The sequence below is a fragment of the Atopobacter phocae ATCC BAA-285 genome (genome assembly GCF_000526675.1).
GTDB classification, from domain to species: Bacteria; Bacillota; Bacilli; order Lactobacillales; family Aerococcaceae; genus Atopobacter; species Atopobacter phocae.
Genome location: NZ_JAGN01000006.1, coordinates 1 through 26,342, shown reverse-complemented (window position 1 = coordinate 26,342; position 26,342 = coordinate 1). Strand labels below are relative to the sequence as shown.

At 32.5% G+C, this 26,342-nt stretch carries 22 protein-coding genes; 4 read left to right on the top strand and 18 right to left on the bottom strand.

All coding sequences use genetic code 11. The features are described 5' to 3' along the window. Positions 1-4 precede the first annotated feature (4 nt). The 5 genes from L866_RS08995 to L866_RS08985 form a co-directional block, all read right to left on the bottom strand. Complete coding sequence (locus L866_RS08995) at positions 5-634, bottom strand: DUF1510 family protein (protein WP_025728649.1); 630 nt, start codon at positions 632-634, stop codon at positions 5-7. Positions 635-637: 3 nt separating this feature from the next. After that, positions 638-1,864, bottom strand: coding sequence for a bifunctional phosphopantothenoylcysteine decarboxylase/phosphopantothenate--cysteine ligase CoaBC (gene coaBC, locus L866_RS0101970; RefSeq protein WP_025728648.1), 1,227 nt, complete (start codon positions 1,862-1,864; stop codon positions 638-640). Positions 1,865-1,993: 129 nt separating this feature from the next. After that, on the bottom strand, positions 1,994-2,227 hold the full coding sequence (gene nrdH / locus L866_RS0101965; RefSeq protein WP_025728646.1) for a glutaredoxin-like protein NrdH: 234 nt from the start codon (positions 2,225-2,227) through the stop codon (positions 1,994-1,996). A gap of 99 nt (positions 2,228-2,326) precedes the next feature. After that, positions 2,327-2,965: a thermonuclease family protein gene (locus L866_RS08990; RefSeq protein WP_025728644.1), complete on the bottom strand. Its 639-nt coding sequence runs from the start codon at positions 2,963-2,965 to the stop codon at positions 2,327-2,329. 19 nt (positions 2,966-2,984) lie between these two features. Then, positions 2,985-3,608 carry a TlpA family protein disulfide reductase gene (locus tag L866_RS08985; protein WP_025728642.1) on the bottom strand — a complete coding sequence of 208 codons (624 nt, stop codon included), beginning with the start codon at positions 3,606-3,608 and terminating at the stop codon, positions 2,985-2,987. Positions 3,609-3,737: 129 nt separating this feature from the next. Between L866_RS08985 and L866_RS0101950 the strand changes: the two genes are divergently transcribed. After that, positions 3,738-5,426, top strand: coding sequence for an Rqc2 family fibronectin-binding protein (locus tag L866_RS0101950; protein WP_169729064.1), 1,689 nt, complete (start codon positions 3,738-3,740; stop codon positions 5,424-5,426). A gap of 40 nt (positions 5,427-5,466) precedes the next feature. On the opposite strand, the gene pyrR is transcribed toward L866_RS0101950, so the two are convergent. Genes pyrR through lspA form a run of 3 tightly spaced genes read right to left on the bottom strand, consistent with a single transcriptional unit; the run spans position 5,467 to position 7,382 of the window. Further along, positions 5,467-5,991, bottom strand: coding sequence for a bifunctional pyr operon transcriptional regulator/uracil phosphoribosyltransferase PyrR (gene pyrR, locus L866_RS0101945; RefSeq protein WP_025728639.1), 525 nt, complete (start codon positions 5,989-5,991; stop codon positions 5,467-5,469). Beyond that, positions 5,988-6,920: an RluA family pseudouridine synthase gene (locus L866_RS0101940; protein WP_025728637.1), complete on the bottom strand. Its 933-nt coding sequence runs from the start codon at positions 6,918-6,920 to the stop codon at positions 5,988-5,990. The genes pyrR and L866_RS0101940 overlap by 4 nt, the downstream gene beginning before the upstream one ends. 15 nt (positions 6,921-6,935) lie before the next feature. Continuing rightward, positions 6,936-7,382: a signal peptidase II gene (gene lspA, locus L866_RS0101935; protein WP_025728634.1), complete on the bottom strand. Its 447-nt coding sequence runs from the start codon at positions 7,380-7,382 to the stop codon at positions 6,936-6,938. Positions 7,383-7,630: 248 nt separating this feature from the next. On the opposite strand from lspA, the gene L866_RS0101930 reads away from it, so the two are divergent. The 3 genes from L866_RS0101930 to L866_RS08380 are packed head-to-tail and all read left to right on the top strand — an operon-like array spanning position 7,631 to position 10,319. Beyond that, complete coding sequence (locus L866_RS0101930) at positions 7,631-8,266, top strand: YkyA family protein (RefSeq protein ID WP_025728632.1); 636 nt, start codon at positions 7,631-7,633, stop codon at positions 8,264-8,266. Between the two features lie 29 nt (positions 8,267-8,295). Continuing rightward, complete coding sequence (locus tag L866_RS08385; RefSeq protein WP_025728630.1) at positions 8,296-9,102, top strand: polysaccharide deacetylase family protein; 807 nt, start codon at positions 8,296-8,298, stop codon at positions 9,100-9,102. Next, entirely contained in the window at positions 9,099-10,319 is a 1,221-nt protein-coding gene (locus tag L866_RS08380) for a putative glycoside hydrolase (RefSeq protein WP_051452837.1), read from the top strand. The genes L866_RS08385 and L866_RS08380 overlap by 4 nt, the downstream gene beginning before the upstream one ends. 45 nt (positions 10,320-10,364) lie before the next feature. Here the strand turns inward: L866_RS08380 and addA are convergent, their stop codons facing one another. The 10 genes from addA to L866_RS0101870 all read right to left on the bottom strand — a co-directional run. Further along, positions 10,365-14,114, bottom strand: a complete 3,750-nt coding sequence (addA, locus tag L866_RS0101915; RefSeq protein ID WP_025728628.1) for a helicase-exonuclease AddAB subunit AddA — start codon at positions 14,112-14,114, stop codon at positions 10,365-10,367. Beyond that, the gene (locus tag L866_RS0101910; RefSeq protein WP_025728626.1) at positions 14,104-17,628 is read right to left on the bottom strand and encodes a PD-(D/E)XK nuclease family protein; all 3,525 of its coding nucleotides are present in this window, start codon (positions 17,626-17,628) and stop codon (positions 14,104-14,106) included. Before L866_RS0101910 ends, addA begins: the two co-directional genes overlap by 11 nt. Positions 17,629-17,739: 111 nt before the next feature. Next, positions 17,740-18,804 carry a Nif3-like dinuclear metal center hexameric protein gene (locus L866_RS0101905; protein WP_025728624.1) on the bottom strand — a complete coding sequence of 355 codons (1,065 nt, stop codon included), beginning with the start codon at positions 18,802-18,804 and terminating at the stop codon, positions 17,740-17,742. Beyond that, the gene (locus tag L866_RS0101900) at positions 18,791-19,501 is read right to left on the bottom strand and encodes a tRNA (adenine(22)-N(1))-methyltransferase (RefSeq protein ID WP_025728622.1); all 711 of its coding nucleotides are present in this window, start codon (positions 19,499-19,501) and stop codon (positions 18,791-18,793) included. Before L866_RS0101900 ends, L866_RS0101905 begins: the two co-directional genes overlap by 14 nt. A 3-nt stretch (positions 19,502-19,504) precedes the next feature. Next, the gene (rpoD, locus tag L866_RS0101895; RefSeq protein ID WP_051452836.1) at positions 19,505-20,671 is read right to left on the bottom strand and encodes an RNA polymerase sigma factor RpoD; all 1,167 of its coding nucleotides are present in this window, start codon (positions 20,669-20,671) and stop codon (positions 19,505-19,507) included. A 15-nt stretch (positions 20,672-20,686) separates the two neighbouring features. Next, positions 20,687-22,513, bottom strand: coding sequence for a DNA primase (dnaG, locus tag L866_RS08375; protein WP_025728618.1), 1,827 nt, complete (start codon positions 22,511-22,513; stop codon positions 20,687-20,689). Positions 22,514-22,530: 17 nt separating this feature from the next. Then, entirely contained in the window at positions 22,531-23,115 is a 585-nt protein-coding gene (gene yihA / locus L866_RS0101885; RefSeq protein WP_025728617.1) for a ribosome biogenesis GTP-binding protein YihA/YsxC, read from the bottom strand. 78 nt (positions 23,116-23,193) lie between these two features. Next, entirely contained in the window at positions 23,194-24,438 is a 1,245-nt protein-coding gene (gene clpX, locus L866_RS0101880) for an ATP-dependent Clp protease ATP-binding subunit ClpX (protein WP_025728615.1), read from the bottom strand. A 132-nt stretch (positions 24,439-24,570) separates the two neighbouring features. Then, positions 24,571-25,854, bottom strand: coding sequence for a trigger factor (gene tig / locus L866_RS0101875; RefSeq protein WP_025728613.1), 1,284 nt, complete (start codon positions 25,852-25,854; stop codon positions 24,571-24,573). A gap of 209 nt (positions 25,855-26,063) precedes the next feature. After that, positions 26,064-26,342, bottom strand: a 279-nt coding sequence (locus tag L866_RS0101870; protein WP_025728611.1) for an IS256 family transposase, incomplete at its 5' end; no start/stop codon positions are given.

Below are 26,342 nucleotides of genomic sequence, written 5' to 3'. Positions count from 1 at the left end.
TTCTCTACCCTTCTCCTGTTAACTCGTGTAATTGTTCATAACGCGTTACTTGCCAACCTTTTCCTTCGATGAAATGCATATAAACACGATAAAATTGAGTATAACCTGTATCAGTTAAAACAATATATAAATGATCTTCTCCAGGCGCTGTATTCACCCAATAATCTAATAAATCTTCTGGGTTCATGTTTAAAACATGACTAGCCGCATTATGAATCTCCATACGATCTATTGAACCATCTTCAAATGTTAAACGATGCTCCCCTTTTTGGTTTGTTGGGAATAGTTTAAAGGTTCCCTCATAGGCTTTGATTACGTTTGGATCATCACTCGCTACTTCTTTTATTTTATTTTTTTCTTCAGCTTCTTTATCTTTTTCTTGTTGTTCACGTTCTTTTTTCTTTTGCTTTAAAGCAGCTTGTTTTTCTGCTTCTTTTTCTGCAATTTCTTTTTTACTTGGCTGTTGAATGACTTCCGTATGATCAGGGCTTATCCATCTAGCAAATGTTTTAGGTTGCCAAATTAATGGAAGTGCAAACAAAATGATAATGACTACTAAACTACTGAGATAAATATAGTTAAGTGGTTGATATGATTTTAAAAGCAATTGAACTCGTTTGGCAAGTTGCTTCATCGTTTAGTTTCGCTCCTTTAAGTGGTTTGTTAAAACGTTCAAAATATTTAATGCCACGCCGTCCTTATGTTGACGTTTAATGTTTCGTTCTCCCTTTTGATCAATGATGGTCACTTGATTTTCATCACTATTAAATCCAATGGTCGTTTGTGAGACGTCATTAGCCACAATAACGTCTAATCCTTTTTTCAAGCGTTTCGCACGTGCATACTCTATAACATGATCCGTTTCAGCGGCAAAACCGATTTTTATTATAGCTTGATCTTTTATTGAACGTAAAATATCTGGGTTTTCAACTAAGTTTAGTGTTAAATTCTTTTGATCATTCGTTTTCTTAATTTTTGTTGTAGCAGGTTGTTCAATGTGATAATCACTAACAGCTGCAGCCATAATAAGTACATCGTGTTGCGGCACTAGTTGGTGAATCAATTGTTGCAATTCTTTTGTATTATTCATTGGATAAGTTTGAATCGATTGATGACGCGGTAAATGTAGTGCATTCTGACTTCCAATCAATGTCACTTTTGCACCAAATAACGCTGCCATATTACTAATCGCTACCCCCATCTTTCCAGAACTGTGATTACCAATATAACGCACTGGATCGATTGCTTCTATTGTGCCACCCGCAGTGATTAAAATACGTTTATCTTTTAGTGCATTCATTTTTGTTCTTGAAAGACCCAATTCATTTAGAGTATCAATCGCTTGAATACTTTGAACTTGAATATCCAATGCCATCATACGACCTTTGCCTGCATATCCTTCAGCTAAAAATCCTTCTTCAGGTTCTAATATAAAGACACCATCTGCTTGGACCATTTGTAAGTTGGATTGCGTTCTGGGGTTATTCCACATTTTAACATTCATTGCCGGAACGATAACTTTTGTTCCATCAAATGCAAGCCAAGTGCTTGTTAACTCATTATCCGCTATCCCATTTGCAAATTTAGCTAATGTATTTGCAGTAAGTGGTGTGACAACAAATAAATCTGCCCAATCTGCTAATTCAATGTGTGCAATTGGATTATCGTTTATTTCTCCATCGACTAATACATGATTTTTAGTTAATACTTCAAAGGTAAATGGTGTAATAAAACGAGTTGCTTCTTTTGTCATAATGACACGAACTGTAGCGCCTTTCTTAATCAATTGACGAACTAACTCAGGAATCTTGTATGCCGCAATTCCTCCAGTTACACCTACAATGATGTGCTTTCCATTTAACATCAGTTATCCTCCTTTAATGACAATTATTTCGCAGACATTTTTATTGATTACTTTAATTTAATCAAGATGCTATTTATTATTTGTTCAAGTACACGAAAAAAGCTGGGACAGGCCCAACTTTTAAATATTTTATTGTTCAATCAATTGTGTTAAACGATCAGGATTAAATCCTTGAAATGGTGGATGACCTTCAATCGATACAACAGGAACAGCTTGAAATCCTAATGATTTTACTTCTTCTAAAGCTGATTCATCTTCTTCGATATTTTTTTCAATAAAGTCAATTTCATGATCATTTAGAAATGATTTAGTAAACTGACAAGGCATACAGTTATGTTTAGTATAAATTATAATGTTTTTCAATATACTCTTCCTTTATTCTTTATTTTACTTATTGTCTTATCTTAACTAAATCACTTAAAAAGGTAAATTAATTTGATAAACAGATAAGTATTAAATCATTTACTTAGGTATGGTATAGCCTTTATCACTCGCATAGTTTGACAGGCTCCACACACCAACTTTTTGACGTTTTGCTTGTTTTTCAATTTGTCTAAAAGCATTCTCTCTTGAATTATTTGGTGGATATATATAGCGAACGATTGCTAAGCCTTCCTCTAGCAATTGCTCCTGTAAATTTTTATCATCAGTAGTTACATAAACTAACAGCCGGTTATAGCGGTCAGTAGTCGGCCCTTTATCAAAAGTAATTTTGACTGTTTTTGCACGATGCAATGCCTGTTCTGCAAATTGTTTTGCTTCTTTTGCATAAGGAAATGGTTGCCCATTTTTTTTCTTTATTTCAGGTGTATCAATCAGCAATAAGCGAGCCTTATAGTCACTGTTATTGTATTCGAAATGAAAAGTATCGCCATCAATCACTTTGTTTACCTTCACTTCATATGTTTCATTCGGCTGAAATGTATCTAATTGACTATTTTGGGGTAATTGTTTTTGTTGGACACTTTCTTTTGACGAAGGTAAAAATACATTTATCTCATCCGAAGATAAATCAAAAAACAGTACACCAATTAGTGCAATTAAGAGATATAATACTCGCTGAGCTTTTTTGTTAAACTTTAATTTATGTCGTTTTGACAAGCTGAATAACCTCGTTTCATTATTTATTAGCAGTTTCTAAATGTTGTTTAACTGCTAATAAATCAAATCCACCTTGATAACTATATAATGTTTTACCCTTTTGATCTTGAATCGCAATTGCTGAATAACGACGAATTTGTGAATCGTTATGAACGATAAGATTTTCGTCAAAGTATGTTGGTATAGTTACTTTTAAATCTTTAACAGCTTTTGTTGCTGTTTCGATTGTTTCTTGTTCACCATCAATTCCAACAATAGTATAGAATTTTACATTAGGATAATCGGCTTCTAATTTATTTAATTCTTGAACTACCGTATGACAAGGTTCACACCAACTTGCCCAGTACAATACAACACGACGTTCAGGTACTTTGAAATTAACTGACTCTTTTTCACCTGTTGGGGTTGCTAATTCATAAATGTCTTTAGGAATATGGAATGTTTCAATTTGTTGTGATGTTTCTTCTTCCTCTGCTTTTGGATCTTCTTTAGGAATAATTTGATTTCCTTTTTCTTCTACTTGTTCAGATGGACGAGTATTTGAATCGTTATGTTTTACGGGTTTTGAAAAATAAAAAATTGAAGCGGTAACGGCAATAAGTAAAATAAAACTAAATATATATTTCCATGTTTGTTTTTTCATAAAATCCTCCAAAATCTATTTAAATTGATAGTCATATTGTACCTTAAAAATCGGTGACTGTCACATGCAACTGTTAAAATTTTCTTGTATAATAGTAAAGATGAATAAATTATGAAAGGAAGTGATTTATTGGACGGCTTATTCATTCATTTTATTTTAAATGAAATTAAACCTCTTTTAGTAGGCGGACGTATTGGTAAAATTCACCAACCACTTGCTAATGAACTCCATTTAGTCATACGCAATAATCGAAAGAATTATCGATTAGTTTTATCGAGTGATCCAAGTTTTGGACGTATTCATTTAACTGAAAAAAATGTTGATAATCCAATGACCCCTCCCCCATTTTGTCAATTATGTCGAAAATATTTAGAAGGTGGACGACTTTTAGCAATTAAACAAGTAGGAACTGATCGTCAAATTCATTTAGTTATTTCTCATCGTAATGAGGTGGGCGATTTAGAACAGTTGCGTCTTGTTGTAGAAATTATGAATCGTCATAGCAACATAGTTTTATTAAATGCTACAAACAAAATTATTAGTGCTATAAAATATGTTGATGAGGATGTCAATCGTTTCCGAACGGTATTACCGAATGATATATATATAAATCCACCTAGTTCAAATAAACATGAAGCAACAATCTATCCAACAGCAATGTTAGATTTGTGGGGCAGTCAACAAGCAGATCATATGGATGAACCATGGCGCTTTTACACTAATATGTTTGAAGGGATTTCTAAACATACGGCTTTAGAATTAGTAGAATTAGCTCAAAATCATCAGCATCCACTCTTTTATGGATTAAATGACTATTTAGATCAATCAATTCAACCAACTGTCTACATTAAAAATGATCGCTATATTGTAACGCCTTTTCCCTATTTAACGATGCGTAATATTCCATCACTGTCTTATGATACATTATCTAAAGCAGTTGATTTTTCAGTTGAAAAACAAATTCAAAAAAATTTCATTAAGCAAAGTGCTGGTGATATTAAACAACTCATCCAAAAAGAAATCAATCGCCATCAAAAAAAATTGAAACGATTGAAACAACAATTAATTGATACAGATGCAGCTGATGAATATCGAATTAAAGGGGAATTATTAACTGCCTATTTATATCAAATTAAACCTGGAGATCAGTTAATCACGCTTCCAAATTTTTATGATAACGAGAAACCGTTAAAAATTACTTTAGCCCCTCATTTATCTGCTAATGACAATGCGCAAAAATATTTTAAAACTTATCAAAAATTAAAGCGCTCCATTCAATTTATCAATCAAGAAATGAAGCGTTCGCAATTAGAAATAGAATATTTTGAGACTTTAGCTACGCAATTAATTGATGCCGATTTAGAAGTGATTGAATCGATTAAGCAAGAACTTCAACAGCAAGGTTATTTAAAAGTAAAACAAACAGCAAAAAAAGTTAGAGCGACAAAATTTAATCCTTTATCATTTACAAGTCCTAATGGTCATATCATTCTTGTTGGACGTAATAATCAAGAAAATGATTGGTTAACTATGAAAAAATCTAATAAACAGGCTTATTGGTTCCATACTAAAGACATTCCAGGAAGTCATGTTGTTTTACAAACAGATCAACCTTCTGAAGCGGATTTACATGCTGGTGCAATGTTAGCGGCATACTATTCAAAATATCGAGATTCAGGAAATGTTCCGGTCGATTATACACAAATAAAATATATCAATAAACCTAATGGATCGAAACCAGGATTTGTTATTTATACCCATCAAAAAACGCTATATGTCACTCCTAGCTTAACATTTAATGAATTGTTAAAAGACTAAAAATTACCGATTAGAGCTCTTTGCTTTAATCGGTCATTTTTTATTTTATTAGAGTCACTTGATCCGTCGTGTCTGTTTCAATTAATTCGACTTGAACATGCTCATTTTTAGCCGTTGGAATATTTTTACCTATAAAGTCTGGTCGAATTGGTAATTCACGATGGCCACGGTCAATTAAGGTAGCTAACCAAATTTTTTCTGGACGACCGTAATCAATTAAAGCATCCATTGCTGCTCGAATTGTGCGGCCAGTGAACAAGACATCGTCTACTAAAATTACACGATGGTTATTAACTAAGCGAGAAGCTTCAGCCGAAATAACAGGTGGCTCAATTGATTGATCAATTCGATCATCACGATAAAACGAAGGGTCTAAAACGATTAATGGCACGTCTTTACCTTCAATTTTTTTTATACGCTCTTGAATACGTCGAGCAATAAATTCACCGCGAGTTTTAATCCCCACTAAAGTAATTGATTCTGCTCCGTTATTTTTTTCTAAGATTTCATATGCAATTCGTGTTAATGTTCGATTAATTGTGGATTCATCTAACAACTGAATCATCCTTTTCTCCCCTTTCGTGTTAAATATTCGAGAGATTCTTTAAATGCAGGTGATAAATCACGTTCAAAATGTAATGGTTCTTTTGTTACAGGATGTATAAAGGATAAAGAATAGGCATGGAGCATTTGTCCAGGCACAGCTACTTTATGGTGTAAATTATAGTACATTGGATCATTGATAATTGGATGACCAATATAATACATATGTGCACGAATTTGATGTGTCCGCCCTGTTTCAAGTTCTAACTCTAAAAGAGTGTATTTTTCGTAACGTTCTTTCACAATAAAATTAGTGATTGCCTCTTTACCCGTTTTAATTACTTTACGACGCAAACGATTTTTAGGATCACGACCCAATGGTGCATCAATTTTACCTGCTTGTGGTCGAACTACGCCATCGACTAAAGCAATATATTTTCGTTTTGCTACTTTTTGTTGAATTTGTTCTTGTAGTTGACGGTGCACTTGGTTATTTTTAGCGACAACTAATAAACCGGACGTATCTTTATCAATTCGATGCACAATTCCCGGACGATAAGCTTCTCCGACAGACGATAATTCTTTACTATGATACATAAGTGCATGAACTAAAGTACCCGTGTTATGTCCTTTAGACGGATGAACAACCATACCAGGTTCTTTGTAAATCACTAGTAGTGAATCATCTTCATATACAATGTCTAAAGGAATATTTTCTGGTTCAACTAATAAAGGTTCTTCCTCTGCCATTTCATACATTTCAATAATATCGCCTTGTTTTAATTTGTATCGATTATTTGTAGCTTCACCATTCACCCGAATAAGGTGTAAATCAATTAGTTTTTGAATATGACTACGTGAGATTTCAGGTAGTTCTATAGTTAACCATTTATCAATACGAATGGTATCTTTATCAATTGTCCATGTTTTAGTTAATTGTGTATTTGTCATTTGTTGACCACCTATTTAATTTGATTTTTTGTTAAATAATTGCAAGATGAGTAGTAAAACACCCACTGTAATAAAAATATCAGCTATATTAAAAATAGGAAAGTCAATCCATTTAAAATGGAACATATCTGTAACATAGCCTTGGCGCACGCGATCAATAAAATTTCCAAGTGCCCCTGTTATAATAAATGAATAAGCGTATGCTTCCAATCGATTACTTTTATAGTGTGAATAAAGGAATACACCTAATAAAATTAGTGCAAAAAAAGTAACAAGTGTAAGTAATGTTTGACGACCATGAAAAATCCCCCATGCGGCACCATAATTATTAATATGAAGTAGAGACATAAATGATCCTAAAAAATCTTGCTCGCTACCTAATGGAATATTACTGACTACCCACCATTTAAATAATTGGTCTAAAATAATACCTAATCCAATAATTAGCAAATATATTGTCATGTGATTGTCATCCTTTTCTTTATTTAACCTGTATTATACCATTATTTTTCATTAATTAGTAAGAACTTTACTTTTTCGTCTGTTATCTTTTTAACATCTATGTAAAAAAATTATAACGAATATTACAGTTGTATCACTAATGTATCACATTTCGGTTCTTTTATATGATATTTAACCACTTTCATTGTAGATTGATTACGAAAACACTATAATATCAAGGGATTAATAATTTTTAAAAGGAGTTTTTTATGAAACATATTACAAAAGTTTTCATATGTATTTCGTTCATATGTTTTTTGAGTGGCTGTGGCTCTCGTGAAAGTCAAGCAATCTCTTCACTCGAAAAGTTTGAACAAACAACTCATGATATGGAATATTCTTTCAATCAAATTAAGGCAAAAGAAGTTAATTTACAAAGTGATTGGGAACAAACTATAGCTGATAGTGATGAAGAAATGAATTTATTTGAAAAACAAGAAGGTCCTGTTTTTGAAAATATTAAAGATCGTTCAGACCAATTAAAAAATATTCATGTTCCTCATAAGCTATTACTCAAAGCAATCAAAAAATTAAAAGCAATTGAGAGCGACCAGACAAAAGGAGCATCAAAAGCAGACGTAAGCGCGTTAATCTTTCAGTTAAAGGATTTAGAAGAAAAAATTGCTACGTTTGATGAAGCGTACGAAAAGCAATTAGTTAAAGAGCAACATTTCTTTGCACATCTTGCTAATCAAGATATAAAATTTAAAGAGTTCAACAAAGAGCTTAATCAATTAAACAAAGAAGCGCATCAAACAAAGGAGCAATTATTAGCGATTGAATCATCTCTGCGTGACTTACAAAATCCGATTCGTCAATTGCATGATGGGCTAGTCAATCCCTAATCATTGAAATCAACCTAAGGAGGGTTCAAATGCCATACAAGCAATTATTAACGTTTATTATAATTTCCTTGACTCTCATGGGATGTTCTTTCAATAAAGAAACGAATAAAATAACTAATGAGCAAATAATAGAAACTACACAATCGCCTAGTCAAACAGCAATCAATAAAGAAAAATTAAGTCAAACAACTTATCGATTTGATCCACAAACATCTTTAATTGTTCCTAAAGATAACAGTGTTTCAGAAAAAGTAGTATTACTGACTTTTGATGATACACCTGATGGACATGCAATGGAAATTGCTAAAGCCTTAAAAGAACGCAATGTATCCGCCATGTTTCTAGTGAATGGTCATTTTCTTGAAACTGAGGAACAAAAACAAATCATAAAAGATATTTATAACATGGGTTTTATGATTGGTAATCATACATATCATCATCCTTATTTGAATCAATTAAATAAAGAACAACAAAGAGAAGAAATTGTCCCATTAAATGATATTGTGGAAGATATAACGGGAGAACGTCCGACTTTCTTCCGACCACCATTTGGAGTATACGATGAGATAACTAATGAAATTGTTCATCAAGAAGGTATGCACTTAATGATGTGGTCATTTGGATATGATTGGCAAGCAGATTATCAATCACCTGAAAAATTAACAGAGATTACTTTAAATACACCGTATCTTGGCAATGGTTCCAATATTTTAATGCACGATCGTTCTTGGACGGCTGAAGCAATAGGAGCAATTGTTGATGGGTTAAAAGAGAAAGGATTTCAAATCGTTGATCCTTACTCAATTGAACCCTATCAGAATGGAGGTTCTCAATGAAATTAGACAAAAATAAGCGATGGTTTGTACCATTGCTCTTCTCTATTTTTATAATCAGTTTATTCTTACCTTTTAACAATCGAATTACAGCTGATGAAAAAACAGACGAAATTAATGAATTATATAAAGATAATGCTTTATTAGGCATACCAAAAAATTTACCCCAACGTTTCTTTTACGATAGTGGTGTAGACATCCCTTACCCCAAAGAAGGTGTAAAAGGAATATATACTGCAGCTCATAATTTTGTCGGTAAAGAAAGAAAGCATGTATTAAAAATTTTAGACCAAACGAAATTAAATGCGCTTGTACTCGATGTGAAAGATGATTCTGGTTTTATCACTCTTCCACTGAAAGGATTGCAGTCAAAATACGCGAAACAAAATACACGTGATTTTATCCCAGATACTAAAAAAATGATGAAAACTTTAGAAAAGCATCAAGTGTATCCAATCGCGCGAATTGTTGTGTTTAAAGACACCATTTTAGCTAATGAACGCCCTGATTTATCATTTAAAAATGCAGACGGCTCATTATGGACGTCTGGTGGAGGCGATTCTTTTGTCAGTCCTTTTAAAAAGGAAATTTGGGATTATAATGTAGATGTTGCTATTGCTGCAGCTAAAGCTGGATTTAAAGAAATACAATTTGACTATGTTCGTTTCCCAGAAGGCTTTGAAACTTTCTCAAATCGTTTGTATTATGACACAGAGGGTTATTCTGAAGAAACAGATGGTATACAACAACGTGTTGAAGCCGTTACAGACTTCGTTGCCTATGCTCATAAGAAATTGCAACCTTATGGCGTTAAAGTTGGTGTTGATATTTTTGGATACGCAGCTACTATTCCAGAAGCACCAGGTATTGGTCAAAATTTTAGTAAAATTTCAAACAATGTCGATGTTATTTCATCAATGATTTATCCAAGTCATTGGGGCTTGTCATACTTTGGAATTGAAAATCCTGACTTGCATCCATACGAATTAGTTCAATCTTATATGGTAGTTGAAAATCAAGTTTTAAGCGCATTGGATAACCCACCAATAAGTCGTCCCTGGCTACAAGATTTTACCGCAAGTTATTTAGGACCTGGCCGATATTTAGAATATGGACCAGAAGAAGTTAGTTTACAAATTCAAGCTTTACGAGAAGCAGGTGTTAATGAATATTTACTATGGAATGTTCAAAATAGCTATTCCACTGAAGCAGATTATTAAATTTTAACTAGAAAGACCTTCTCTTGATTAAGAGAAGGTCTTTTTTTAATGCATAGATTGTAAATGATTCATCCGAATAAAAGCTAAATATTTTTTAATAACAGGTTGTTTATATGCATGCTCTAATGCTAACGCATATGTATTAATTTGAACACGGTATTTTTCAATACGTTGTGCGAGTAATGTCTTAGGTACCCCATCTGTTTTATAATCAATCAGAATAATGCCATCAGGTGTCATGACGAATAAATCAATGATTCCATGAACCATAATCCGATCATCCTGAGAATGTTCTGATGATTTAAATAGATAGTGAGTAGGTAAAACCATTGAAAATTGTTTCTCTACTTCAATTTGATAGTCGGGCTTCAAATATTGTAATAAATACTTTTGGACGTATTGCACTAATTCATCACGTTCTGCTATTGTAATGTGATGATGCAATTCATGCTGATTATAAATAGTAACAAAGAAGGAATGAAAGTCTTCTGGAAACTTTTCGGAAACATAACATGAAATTAATTGTTTTAAGAAATCATGATATAAGGTTCCTAATTGCATCGGATCTAAATCATTCTTATCCTCGTTTGATTGGAGAATAAATTTAGGTTTATAATCGAGTGATGTTTTATAGTAGTTAATATGTTGGTCTTCAATAAATGAAGCAGGCGTTAGTTGATATTCATCTGGATCAATTTGTAATTGCTTAATTTCAGATACTGATTGAAAAGCGGTTGTTTTAGTAGCTAATGGATTGGAATAATTAACTGGTTTAAAGGTATTAAGGCTATTTTGAATCTTAGATAAACGCTCGACTTCTGAATCTGATAAATTTTCTTTTAAATTGAATACGGTTGGATGATTTATCTCTTGTAATTCATCAGAAGTTGGTTGAGTAATTCTAATAGAATAACCTTGAGCTAAAAATGCTGGTAATATCCATTTTAAGAAGGCATTAGCGCCTTTTCTAACACTCATAGGTAAATATCCTACATCAAGTGACCAATCCGTTGCATGATACTCTTCATACGTTTTTTGGTCAATCGTTCCGACTAAATACAACTTTTCTTTTGCACGTGTCATGGCAACATACAACTTGCGCATTTCTTCAGCTTTTTGTTGATTTATAATTTCTTGTTTAATAATGACACGGTATAAAGATTCATATTTAATTAATTGCTGATAATCTGAGTAACCTAGACCAATTCCCTTTTGCGCTGTCATTAATACATTTTGATTAGCATCTTTCAAATTAAATTGACGATGGGTATCCGTTAAAAAGACAACCGGAAATTCTAGCCCTTTACTTGCGTGAATCGTCATTACATGAATCGCATCTTCTTGTTCTTCTGGTAATTCTGCACTCTCTAAATCGATGTCGATGGATTGCATTCGTTCGATATATTGAATGAATTGATATAAGCCTTTAAACCCATAATTTTCAAATTCTTTAGCATAATTAGGTAACGCATTTAAGTTGGCTACCCGTTGTAAACCATTCGGTAATTGACTCAAGCGCTCAAGTAGACGAGTTTGGTGGTATAGGGAATGAATTAATTGAAGTAATGTGATTTGACGACTTTGATTGCGCCATTGCTCCAATAACTTCATTAGTCGGTCAACCTTATTCATTAATTGGTCAAAATCAACTGATCCTTTTTGCGCTAATTCTTTTAATGCTTGTTGATCACCCTTTTTCATGTATAAGTCATAAAGTGCATCATAGAAAAATCCTGAAGTATTAGCAATACGAATTAAAGTTAATTCAGGTTCCTTAAATTGAAATACAGGTGAACGTAAGACCGCTACTAAAGGAATATCTTGTAACGGATTATCAATTATTTTTAAGAAAGATAAAACGAGTGAAACTTCTGATCGTTTAAAGTAATTTGATGGTTGATCAATTTTAATTGGGATTTGATGTTCTTTAGCTACTGCTTCAATCGTATCGTTTCCTGTTCGAGTAGGAACTAAAATAACTATATCACTGTATTTTAATTCACGTTCGCTATCCTCTTCTTTAACCATATATTTAGAATCCATTAAACGCTTTATTTCTAACATTATTTGATTTGCATTCAAACGTTCATTAGTAGTGTCCTCTTCTTTGTTGGTGCTTTCTAATTCTTCAATTGCTTGAATCGAAGATTGTTTTTCTTCTTTTTCTTTTAAAGTCAGTAATAATTCGGTTGCATAATGGGGATTATTATCTGAGCTATATTTACCAGATACAAGCTGCGCTGAAGGATCTTGGTAATTAATTTCGCCAAATTCTTTTGACATGATTTGGTTAAAAATTAAATTAATACTGTCAATGACTTCTGGTCGAGATCGGAAATTTTCGGCTAAAACAATTTTTTCCCCATTACTTCCTTTCGTATGATTAAATTGATCAATTGGGTGATAAGTTTCATACTTTTCTAGAAATAACGTCGGATCAGCAAGACGGAAGCGATAAATTGATTGTTTCACATCCCCTACCATAAAACGTTTGCCTTCTCCGATAATCGATAAAATCTTCTCTTGCAATGGATTAGTATCTTGATACTCATCAATCATTACTTCTTTAAAATGATTTTTATAATAAGTTGCTACTTCATCAATTGATAAAATGGCTAATGCATAATGTTCTAAATCATTAAAGTCCATAAGATATCGAGTTTGTTTTAATTGCTGATACGTATCTCGAAATAATTGAGCGACTTGAATTAATAAAGACGCAATTTCTTTCGTTTTTTTAAAAACAGATAGCTGAGTGTTACTGTCGCTATATAAAGTTTGATCTAAAAAATTCGGCTTATTACCGTTTTTAAAATCATCTTTAAATGTCTTAAATGATTCATCTAACCATAAATATTCTTCGCTGTACTCGCCTTCTTTTATTTTTTTATTTAAAGCTGGTTTTCTAGGAAATGGTGTTTCAAATAAATCGACTGCTTCTGTATAGCGATTTCCTCGAATTGCCATAATCATTTGATCTAATCGCATCGAGTAAGTTTCTAATAATTCCAACCATTTTTCTTGAGCTTTATCTTTTGAATTCGGTACTTGACGATATAAATATTCACTTTCTTTTTTTAACAGTTCACATGCCTCGATTAGATTTGGTTTTAATAGTTCTTTATATACATATGTATCCTCTAACGTCTGATCCGTTTCTTTTGGATAATATTGTAAAGCTTGTTGATACCATTCTGTAACGTTGGGATTGACCTGTGCAAAATTGTCGAGTTGAATAATTACATCTTTTAAGTATTGATCATCATTTTCGTTTAAAAATTGTTCGATTAAAGGTTGATACTTATCATCAGTATAGATAATTGAACGTAATGAATCCCATACACGTTCTTTCAATAATTTTGATTCGACTTCTCCAGATATTAATTTTAAATTCGGCGTTAAATTAATTAAATAACCGTGACTATCGACTAAACGTTTACAAAAACTATGTAAGGTTGAAATATAGCTATCTGATAAATTTAATCGTTGATTTAAATAATAACGCTTTTCATCAACTGAAGTGGCCGTTGTTATTTTATTTTTTAATTGTTTTTCAATTCGTTCTTTCATTTCATGTGCTGCTTTTTCAGTAAATGTAACAATTAATAGTTCATCAATTGCAATATTCGAATGATTAGTGTCTTGATGATAATTTAAATGATTTAATACACGTTGTACAAGAACGAATGTTTTACCACTTCCCGCACTTGCAGAGACTAAAATATCATGTCCGGTCGAATAAATGGCTTGTTTTTGTTCAGGAGTATACTGAATACTTGTTGTTTTATTTGCCATTTCCTTCTCCTTTCAATTGATTTTGAATTTCATTTAGAAGTATGAGCTTTTGTGAATCGCTTCTTTTTTCTAATGGGCGATATTGATTATTATCAAATAATGGATCAAACCACGTTATACTGTGGTATTTACCTGATTTTATCGTATCGATATATTTTGTATCTGCTAAAGGTGCAAATTGTAAGTGACCACTTAAAATATCTTTAGCAGCTTGCTCAATTAACCATTCGGTATATTTCATTAATAATTCAAATTCTGCAGTTGTCAACGTATGACTACTTTGTTTATTGAACGCAGCAGCTTGCTCATCCTCTTCTCTTCCTGTAAATTGTTCCCATTCCTTTTTAAATTTATATGGCAACAGATCGGATTGACTAGCGGCTGTTTTATCTCGATGTAAATCAGTCAAAACATCAATATTTTGTAGTACGTACCCTTTTGGTTTCATTGCATTGGCAATTTTACTAAAATCAATCAGTTGATTTTCGTTAAATGCTTCGTTTTGTTTTAATAAGTTTAATTTAAGTGATTGATATAATGCACCTAATGGTTTAATCGACCGATTATTTATAGTTACTTGCTTGATCGCATTTAAATAAGTCATTACTTGCAAGTTTGTTCCGTTTATAATATCCCGAATATTGAGTGTTTTATTACCTGATTTATAATCAGTAATGAGTGCGTATGGCTGTTGATTAACTTCGAATAATTCTAGACGATCAATTCGTCCTCTTACTTGAATTAATCGTTTTTCATTTTGAATCGGAACTTCATATTGCAAACTAGGAATCAGCAACTTATTTTGATCTGTTTGATGACGTCGTTCAAAAGACTGCTCAGTAAAACTATCGTGTGTGACTAATTGTTGTTGTGTGTTTAGTATGTACTGGAACAGATGATGTAAATTAAGAGATAAACGTTCTTTGACATGTTTTAAATAAGGGGTTTTATCATACATCTTTAAAATCGGATGATTAGCTTGATTAAGTTCTTCATGAATAGATTGTGTTAAGTGTTCCATTGTAATAATAGACCAATCTGCTTGTGGATGTTGCGTAACTTTATTCCATACTCTTTCCATTACATCATGGAAGACTTGGCCTTTTTCTAATTGAGTAATTTCAAATAATTGACGTTCTTTTAATTTTAAACCGTAATTTAAAAAGTAATTGTAAGGGTCTTTATAATAATTTTCTAACCGTGAAACACTCAAATATAAATCTTTTCCGTATAAAGCAGTGGCTAAATCAACACCAATAGATTCGGGTAAATTATGCCACGTATTTAATTCGATTAATTCACTTTTAGCTTGACTTTCAGATGCATTCCAATCAATTAAGTTAATCATTGATAATTCGTCAATGAATAGACGGAAAATATCTTCTTCATGAAATAAATGTGTGCGATTAGTTATCTTACGTTCAATTTTTAAACAATCCATTAGTTGCATGACATATGGTGAACGGTCAATTGGTTGATGATTAACATCATGCGACGAATAACTTAGAAATAAATAGTCTGTTGCAATACTTAATGCCCGTGCAAAAATAAAAGGCTCCGTAGCGACCGTTTCTTTCTTTAATGGTTTAAATCTCGGTGTAGAAGCTGTGTCATTTCGTAATTGTTGACTAAGATTTTCACGTTCACGATTGTCTAATAAAGAAATGGATTGTCCCATTCGTGGAAGCGAATGTTGATCTAAACCCATAATAAATACAATTGGTGAAGAACTAAATTGAACAGCATCAATTGATGTAACCACTACTTGATCCACCCGTGATGGAACCAGTTGATAATGATTAGTTTCAAATGCAATTTTGATTAACTCAAAGAAACGGTTTGCATCTAACTGATTAGTTGTATGATAAGTCATGAATTCATCTAAAATATTGATAAGTAACTGCCAAGCTTGCTCTTCATGTTGGGCTAATTCGAGTTGTCCCTCTTTAAGTGCATTTTCTCTCCAAAAATCAGTACATAATTGTACATTATCTTTTTGCATCCATTCATAAAATAATCCTGTCATCTCTTCTAACGATTGGGCGGAATAAAAATGTTCGCGAATTTGTTCAATTGCTTCAATTAACTTTTTGTAATGCTGCTCGAATAAATCAAACCAATCATCTGTTTTCCCACGAAAAACATTTCGAATCAATTCCTCGTTTTTAAATTGATCCACTATTAAGGGAAAACGTTGATCAATTCCAAGCGCTAAAACAATAGTCTCAACTGAGTCGACTAATTGGCGCCACTTTTCAAGTGACCAATCTTTAAAATATGTTGGTAACCATCGCTCACTTCTTAATAGTCGAATTAAATCTTGTCCTGTCCAATACGGTTGAAGCATACGCTCAAGACTTTGTATCATTTCATGTAATGGATGTTGATCCATTGCTTCAGGCTCATCTATAAATATTGGAATCTGACGTTGTTGAACAGTTTGTTGAATTAATTCTTTATATCGAGATAGATCTCTAGTCATCACAACAATATCTTTATATCGATAATTTTTATGATGGACTAACTCATTGATTGATTGCAAAATAGCTAACCACTCTTTTTCATATGTATCTCCTTCGAGCCACTCCACCTCAAGAGAAGTGGTTAACGTTTGCTGCTCATCATTTATACTAGAAAAGAGTGTAAGCCACTGTTCAGCGAGAGGATGATGAATTGTAGTTTCTTGAATGTTTTCAATTTGACAAGTTAAATGATATTTTGGACAGTCCATTTGGAGTAAATGTAATGTATTTAAAGCAGGCCAATATCCATTAAAATAATCGAGTGCTTCACTGGTTGACGTAACATTCAATCCAACTGGTAAATATACAAACACTTGAGTTGATTGAGCTAATGACAATATAAAATCTTGCTCAAGCGCTGAAAAACGGAAGAAATGACTAATATAAACAGTTTGTGGTAGTTTATTTTGTTCAGCCAATTGTTGGATTGCTTTTTTTGCGGCGTCAAATAAAATCTCTTGTTCATTTAATTGGGAAGGCTTTAATTGATTGAATGTTTCAAATATTTTCTTTAAATCATGTATTTTATCTTTTAAAAAAATTAATTCGGGCCGATCTTCTGCCCATGAAAGTTGATTAAAATCAATTTGTCCCGCTTCAAATTCATGATACAAGTCCAAGCATAACTTAATAAACTCTTGAAAATGCACTTGTCCTTTAAACACCGTTAAATCAGATTCAACAATTAAAAGCGATTGAGCCATTATTAAATGTTCGACACTACTTGTTGGTAACGGTTGATTTAAAATATCGTTTCCTTGTAATAAAGACCAAATAAAACGAGAGATTGAAAAAACTTTTGTATGAAACGAAGCACTGACCTGCTTATTCTCATTCAATTGCTGAATCATTTCTTTTTCAGCATTAAATTTAATATGTTCTGGAACAAGTACTATTTGTTCCTTTTGTTCATTTTCTCCTTGAATTAAATGAGGTAAATAATCGAGTTGTGGTTGGAATGAAATGGAATGTGCTTTAATCATTAAACGCATAAACTTACTCCTTTCAATTGTCTTTATTATTATATCAAATCAACAAGAAAGATAACATGTTATTAAGAGATAAGAAAAAACCATCATTCAATCGAATGATGGTTCTGACTTTTATGATAGTTGAACAAAACTAAATGGGTCAGTTATTATTTGAGTTGGAATAATCTCAATTTTTTCATTTAATTGACTAGTAAACCACTGTGTCATGTAATCGGTAATTAAAAATTCCATAAAATGACCTGGATCAAGTGCAATTAAATCGGTTTCCTGAATATCGTGACTTGTATGATAATATAAATCACCGGTGATTAATATATCAGCACCTGCTTTTATGGCATCATTATAGTATTTTCCACCATCTCCACCAATTACAGCTATATGTTGAATCATTTGGTCCATTGACGGTTGATTTACAACACGCATGTTTTTCCAATTAAATTGATATGAAAGTAACTCTAAAAATTCAGAATATTTAATTGGTTCTTCTAATGATCCAACACGACCTAATCCAATACGCATGTCATCCCATGCATCTTTTTCTATCGATGAAGATACAGGCAATTGATGTTCTAAATGATGTATAAAATGTTTCATATCATTTAGATATAATTCTGATAAATTGGTTTGATAAATAACTGCAGAGTTCTTGGAATCGACAACTCGTTGCCATTCTATTTCAATCGGTTGCATTGAGCCACGAACAGTCCATTCTGTTGTGTCAAAAATAGTTTGGAATAGCGCTTCATCATCTTGATTAATTTCAATTGAAATGTTGTAGCGAGATAATCTTTGTGTTTCATGAACGACTTTCACATCATTTAATGATAATGCATTCATAAACCAATCATTCATTCCACCTGGTACGACATCTAAATTCGTATGCGCAACATAGACTGTAATATTATGCTTGATCAAATCTGCTATCATTTTTTCTTGAGGATTTGAAAAGTCAATTTGAGTCAGTGGACGATAGATAATTGGGTGATGTGCAAATATAAAATCAACTTTTTTTTCAATGGCTTCTTGAACAACACTTGGCCTTATGTCCAATGTAATCATCATTTTATTGACAACTTGATTAGCATCACCAATTTGTAATCCAATAGTATCTCTATCCATTTTAAAATGTTGTGGACAGTGTGTTTCAAATATGTTAATGATATCAGCGACTTTCATAATGGTTAAGCACCTCACTCAGTTCATTTATTTTTTGTTCAAACATTTGGTATTTTGGATGATCGTGATTTAATTGGCTTAAAATGGAACGCAAATGTTTTTTATCTTCTTGGTACTTGTTAATCACTGCTTGATTAGGTTCCTTTAATAGAAGTGGTCCATACATTAGTTCTAAATCTGTATAAGTAGTTGGCTGTTGGCGTTTAACGGCCTTTATAATTGGGTAAAAACGATTAACTTCTTGAATCATTTTTTCATCAATAATTTCATAGGAATGATCCATTAACCATTGTCGCAATGTTTTTTCGCCAATATTAGGTTGTAATATAAGAACAGCTTGTTCATTTAGTAATTGTTTATTAAAACCATCAGCTAAAATAGAACGAATTAATTCTCCACCCATGCCACAAATAGTAACAGTACCAATTTGATTAACTTCTTCAGACTGTTCATCAGAGAAAACGTTAAACCCACTTCCTAAACGACAGCTAATTACTTGCTCTAAATCATTTGCACGTACAGCTTTAATCGCATTAGCTAGTGGCCCTTCGCTTACTTCACCTGCAATCGCCTTGGTAATTTTTTGATTGAGTACAAGATGAATGGGTAAATAGGCATGATCGCTACCAATATCTAGTAATATTTGATTAGAATCAACTAAATCTGCAACTTGTTGTAATCTTGGACTTAATTTCATAGTTTACTCCATAAAATCTTTTAATTGTTTAGAACGACTTGGATGTTTTAATTTTCTTAAAGCTTTAGCTTCTATTTGACGAATACGTTCACGTGTTACACCAAAAACTTTTCCAACTTCTTCTAGTGTTTTTACTTCGTTATTATGTTCTTCAGATAAACCAAAACGTAATTTCAGTACATTCTCTTCACGGTCAGTTAATTGTTCTAATACTTCATCAAGTTGTTCTCTTAATAATGTTGCAGCAGTATGTTCTGCAGGACTAGTTGCGCCTTCATCTTCGATAAAATCACCTAAATGTGAATCATCTTCTTCACCAATTGGCGTTTCTAATGAGACAGGTTCTTGAGCAATTTTTAAGATTTCTCGCACTTTTTCTGTCGCTAAATCCATTTCTGCACCGATTTCTTCAGGGGTTGGTTCGCGTCCTAAATCTTGTAATAATTGACGTTGGATACGTACTAACTTGTTAATGGTTTCAACCATGTGAACCGGAATACGAATAGTACGTGCTTGATCAGCAATTGCACGAGTGATCGCTTGTCGAATCCACCATGTAGCATACGTAGAAAATTTGAAGCCTTTAGTATGGTCAAATTTTTCTACAGCTTTCATTAACCCCATGTTTCCTTCTTGAATCAAATCTAAAAATTGCATGCCACGTCCAACATAACGTTTTGCAATGGATACAACTAAACGTAAGTTAGCTTCAGCTAATTCTTGTTTAGCAATAGGGTCGCCTTCTTCAATACGTTTAGCAAGTTCAACTTCTTCTTCAGCATTTAATAATGGCACACGACCAATTTCTTTTAAATACATACGAACAGAATCATTAATTTTAACACCCGTTGGAACCCCAGCATCTTCTGCTTTGGTACGCGTTAAATCAGCATCTTCTGCATTTAAAGCGGCTGTTTGTTTATCATTTTCAAGTTTTAATTGTGTCGTTGAAGGTCCACCGTCTTTATCAACGACAGAAATTCCTGCGTCTTCAAAACGATTCATTAAACGTTCCATTTGTTGTGCATTTAATTTGTAAGGAGTTACAATCTCATCTGTAAGTTCATCAATCAGAATTTGTCCGAATAATTTTTTCTTAGCAATCAACTTTTTAGTATCTTGTTCGTATTTTTTTACGTCAAATTCTTCATTTGTCATTTTTTTTGACATGTTTCAAGCTCCTTTTTACTTCATTTGATAATTTCTAATTAACTCAATTAATTGTTGACCAAGTTCTGTTGCTAGATGATTTTCACCTTTTGCGTAAAGTGTCTTAATTTCTTGATTTAATTGTTTAATTTGTTCTTCGTAACTTTTATTAACTGTAATAATATCGACTAAATCCTTAATTTCTTGTGGCGAAAGTTCTTCGTTCAAATTTAAATATGAAATATCTACTAATAACTTCTCCAAATGAGGCTTTCCACTCAATTCGAGCAAAACATCTTGAATATGGAATGGGGCTTCGTATTGTTGATGAAATACTTCTAAAATCCAAAATAATAATTGGAAATTTTCATCAGGAAAACTTAATTCATTAAAATCGATTAAGTGCCACGTTTCATCATTAGTTAACAAACGATAAATCAGTTGCTTTTGTGCCCTTTGCAATCGATTAGATAATTCTGGGAGCTCTGTGATTGGTTCACTTTTCTTAATAGTTGGTTTAAGCGATTTCTCTTTAGTAGGTAATCCTTCAAACATCTCAATTAAAATTTGTTCATCTAAACTAAATTCTAATGATAACTCTTTAATATATCTTGTTTGAACTAAACGACTTTCAAATTGAAGTTCAGGTAACAATTTTTCAATGTATTTAGACACTTCATTAGGATTACTTAATTGATAGTCTAACGCATAAAACCGTTTGTAAAATTCAAATGGTGTATCACGCTTATGTAAATAATGATTACGAAAAGCTTCCGCGCCATTTTTTTGTATATAGTCATCTGGATCCATTCCGTCCGAAAAATTTAAAATACTAATATCAAAATGTTTAGTGCTTCGGATCATTTGAATTGCTCGATCAGTAGCTTTTAAACCAGCTGAGTCTCCATCATAAGAAATAATGATATGATTAGTTAATGGTCGAAGTTTTAAAATTTGCTCTTGTGTCAAACTTGTTCCCATTGAAGCAACAGCTTGTGAAATACCCGCCTGATAAACTGAAATGACATCCATATACCCTTCTAATAGCAGCACTTCATTTTCACGTCGAATCGCTTTTTTTGCTAAATCAAAGTTAAATAAAAATTGACTTTTATGAAAAAGTGCTGTTTCAGGGGAATTAATATACTTAGCTTGTTGAAAACTAGCATCTAACTCATCTGTATCACTTACCGTTCGACCCGATAGACCAACTGGCTTGCCATCTTCGTTTCTTAATGGAATAATCAATCGGTTATAAAATCGACTGATTAAGGTATTAGAAGGTTCGTTATTTCCCTCTGTAAATAATCCAGATTGTTGAATGGATTCTTCGGTTAATTCATTCGATTCAAAAATTTCATGAAGAAGTGTTCGATTAATTGGCGCAAATCCGAGTTGAAACGTTTCGATAATTTCATCGGTTAATCCCCGGTTTTTTATATATTTTTTTGCTTCCTCACCGGCAATTGTATTCTTTAATGTGTGATGAAAAAAACGAGTGGCTTTATTAAGTAACGAATAAGTTGACTCATACTGTGTAATTTTTCTTGAAGACTGATTATCAATTTTTAAATCGATATCTAAATTACCTAATTCAGCTACTTTTTTAACCGCTTCGGGAAAAGAGACTTGATCAATTTCTTGAATAAAACCAAATACATTGCCACCACGTCCACAACTAAAACAGTGATACAATTGTTTTTCGGGAGCTACTGAAAAACTTGGCGTTCTTTCTTCATGAAATGGGCAATAGCCAAAATAATTTTTACCACGTTTTTTTAATTCAACGTAATGTTCAATAATAGGCAATATGTCAACATTTTCACTGACATCCTTAATTATTTCGGGAGATAATCTAACCATGTGTCATCATCTCCAAGTTATTTTATAGCTTCTTCGATTAGTTCCCATATTGCCTCTTTTCCATATCCTGTATAAGAGGAAAAGAGATAATAGGCGTCATCTTCTGGAATTTGAAATGCTTTTTTAGCCATTTGATAATGTTTATTATGACGCCCTTTTGGGATTTTGTCTGTTTTTGTTAGCACAATTCGGAACGGAAAATCCAATTCAGCTAAAAAGTTAGCCATTTGAATATCATCTTCCGAAGGTGCATGTCTAAAATCAACGATTATTAATACTAAACAAATCATCTTACGACTAGAAAAATAGGTTTCTACCATTGTTTTCCATTTTGCACGATCTGTTTTAGACACTTTTGCATAACCATATCCTGGAACATCAACAAAGAAAAATTTCTCATCCATGTTGTAAAAGTTTAATGTTTGCGTTTTTCCTGGTTTACTTGAAGTACGAGCTAACGCTTTGCGGTTAATTAACTTATTAATGAATGATGATTTCCCAACATTACTTCTACCTGCTAATGCGACTTCTGGTACCATCAGATCAGGGTACTGTCTAGGAAGTACTGCTGATGTTGTAAATGTAGGATTTTTAATTAGCATGCATTACCACCTCTTTTCAATTGACGAAAAGAGATGAAATCAAATAAATGCTTGACCTCACCTCTCCTCCTTGTAATACTATAGTTTATTATTTTCTTCATCAAATAATATTGGTTTTCTAGTCCCATTAATGGTACCTTTAGTAATTTCAACTTTTTTAATTTCTGGACGACTAGGAATTTCGTACATTACATCTAACATTATAGACTCAATAATTGAACGTAGTCCACGTGCCCCAGTATTTCTACTTAACGCTTTTTTGGCGATTTCAACTAAAGCATCTTTTCGAAACTCTAATTCGACCCCTTCAAGTTTTAATAACTGTTGATATTGTTTAACTAAGGCGTTCTTCGGTTCTGTTAAGATTTTTACTAAATCTTCCTCTGTTAATGGTTCAAGAGTCGATATAACTGGTAATCGACCGATAAATTCAGGGATCAATCCAAAACTTAACAAATCTTCAGGGATAATTTGTTGCATAATACTTTTAGACTCATCATAGCCTTCACTATTTGAACCAAAACCGATAACTTTTGCCCCAAGACGCTCTTTAACAATTGTTTCAATACCAGCAAAAGCTCCACCTACAATGAATAAGATGTTGCTTGTATCAATTTGAACTAATTCTTGCTGAGGATGCTTTCTTCCACCTTGAGGAGGAACGGATGCAACAGTACCTTCTAGAATTTTTAGTAGAGCCTGTTGAACTCCTTCACCACTTACATCACGTGTAATACTAACATTTTCACTTTTACGTGCTATTTTATCAATTTCATCGATGTATATGATACCATGTTCTGCAGCGGCAACATCAAAATCAGTGGCTTGTAATAGTTTAACTAAGACATTCTCCACGTCTTCACCAACATATCCTGCTTCAGTTAATGTTGTAGCATCAGCAATAGCAAAAGGAACATTTAAAATACGTGCTAATGTTTGAGCTAAAAATGTTTTTCCAGATCCAGTAGGACCGATTAAACAAATATTACTTTTTTGTAATTCAACTGCATCTTCATCTGCCTCTGAATCCATCATATGATTAATGCGTTTAAAGTGATTGTAAACTGCTACTGCTAGTGCTTTTTTTGCGTCAAATTGACCAATTAAATACTCGCTTAATTCTTTTTCAATTTCTTTTGGTTTGAGTAATTCAATTGCGCCAAAGTCAACTGAACTTTTTAATTCTTCAGTCATAATTTGGTAAGCTACTTCAGCACATTCATTACAGATGAAAGCATTTGAGCCGGCAATCATCTTTTTTACGTCTTCCTGTTCTTTACCACAGAAAGAACACCGGATTTCTAATTCATTATCATCAATCATGAACGAATAACCCATCCTTTCATTTCACATCAAAACTAAAGAAAATTTCGACATGTATTAAAATGGCTAAAACAGGCGAACACAAGATTCGCCTGTTTCGTTTTTAAAGTAATTTTTCAACTGAATCTAATATTATTTTTCAACAGCTGTATCTGTAATTAAAGCTAAAGCTTTTTTCATTTTAATGTCTTCTGTTAACATTTCATTTGATACAACTTGTTTTACTTGTTCTAGATCCATTTGATATTCTTTTGATAAGTTTTCAATTTCTTCTTGAATTTCTTCTTCAGAAACTTGAATTTCTTTATCTTTAACAATTTGTTCTAAAATAAGATTTGTTTTTACACGGATATCTGCATCAACAGCCATGTTATCACGTAAATCTTGTTCTGTTGTATTAGTGATTTGGAAGTATAAATCTGGTTCAATACCTTGACGACGCATATTGTTTAAGTAATGTTCTACTTGACGATTTACTTCTTCTTCAACCATTTCTTTTGGAAGGTCAACGATTTCAGCATTTTCAATTGCTGCACGAATCGCTTCTTCTTGAACTTTTTCATTTGCTAATTCAGATTTTTGGTTTTCTAACTCTTCTTTTTTAGCTTGTTTTAAATCAGCTAATGTTTCGTAATCTTCGTTTACATCTTTAGCAAATTCATCATCTAATTCTGGTAATTCTTTTGTTTTTACTTCGTGAACAGTTACTTCGAAGATTGCTTCTTTACCAGCTAAATCAGCAGCTTGATACTCTTCTGGGAATGTAACAGTTACTTTTGTTTCGTCCCCTTCTTTAGTACCAACTAATTGATCTTCAAAACCTGGAATAAATTGACCACTTCCTAATTCTAGAGAGTGATTTTTATCTTCTCCACCTTCAAAAGCAACTTCATCGATGAATCCTTTGTAGTCGATAACAACTGTATCACCAAGTTCTGCAGGTGCATCTTCTTTTAATACTAATTCTGCGCGAGTTTGTTGAAGAGCTTTAATTGCTTCTTCTACTTCTTCTTCAGAAACTTCACGGTCTTGTTTTGCAACTTCTAAACCTTCAAATTGACCTAATTTAACTTCAGGTTTGATAGCAAAACGAGCTTTAATTTCCCAATCTTTACCTTTTTCAAGTGTTAATACGTCAATTTCAGGTTGTGAAACTGGATGTACATCCGCTTCAGATAAAGCACGCATATATGCAGTTGGTAATGCATGATTTAAAGCTTCTTCATATAATGATTCTTCACCAAACATACGGTTGAATACAGTACGGCTTACTTTACCTTTACGGAATCCAGGTACGCTGATGTTTTTCTTAACTTTGTTGAATGCATGGTCAAGTCCATGATTTTTTTCTTCTTCTGTGATTGTGAAAATTAATTCACCATAGCTTTTCTCTTTTTTATCAAATTTAACAGACATTTATTTACCTCCAAATGTTCAATAATTAAATATTGCATACTAGTTCATAGTACTACATTAATTTTATTTTGTAAAATAATATTGCAAGATTTTATGTGATTTATTCATATTAAACTCATGATTGAATTAATTTTTATCTGATTTTTTAATTAATCAAGTCAAGTCCATAATCTTGTGTAAAAGTTTCTAGTACAATGTTCTATACTCTCTTACTGGTTAAACTTGATATACTTTCTTTTAGAACTGATCCATTCGTCATGCGTGTCCATCAGGACAGCACCAATTAAACGATTGGCTGACACACGATTGGGGAAAATACGAATAATCTTTTCTCTTCGGCGTACTTCTTGGTTCAATCGTTCAAGAAGATTAGTACTTTTTAAACGATTGTGACTCTTATCCATTACTGTGTATTGGAAGGCATCTTCGAAGCCATTATCTAAAGTCTCACAGGCTTTTGCATAGTTCCTTTGATTGATATAGTTAGT